This is a genomic window from Pseudomonas sp. 2995-1 (assembly GCF_002742505.1).
In the GTDB taxonomy this organism is placed as follows: Bacteria; Pseudomonadota; Gammaproteobacteria; order Pseudomonadales; family Pseudomonadaceae; genus Aquipseudomonas; species Aquipseudomonas sivasensis.
Genome location: NZ_LJSA01000069.1, coordinates 1 through 240, shown reverse-complemented (window position 1 = coordinate 240; position 240 = coordinate 1). Strand labels below are relative to the sequence as shown.

1 protein-coding gene is annotated in these 240 nt (G+C 39.2%); it reads left to right on the top strand.

Annotated elements, in window-relative coordinates; all coding sequences use genetic code 11:
- Positions 1-240: 2-oxo acid dehydrogenase subunit E2 (locus tag AOA61_RS00240; protein ID WP_178075166.1), on the top strand; the 240-nt coding region annotated here is incomplete at both ends.

Genomic DNA, 240 nt, shown 5'->3' with positions numbered 1-240 from the left:
GATCATGGAGTTAAACTTGGCTTTATGTCCTTTTTCACCAAAGCTGTTATTGGTGCACTGAAGAAATATCCTTTTGTAAATGCGGAAATTCAAGGGGATGAAATAATCCTAAAAAAATACTATGATATCGGAGTTGCCGTATCTACTCAGGATGGTTTAGTAGTACCTGTTGTCAGGGATGCAGATAGACTTGACTTTGCAGGCATAGAAAAAGAGGTGGCTCATCTTGCAGAGAAAGCA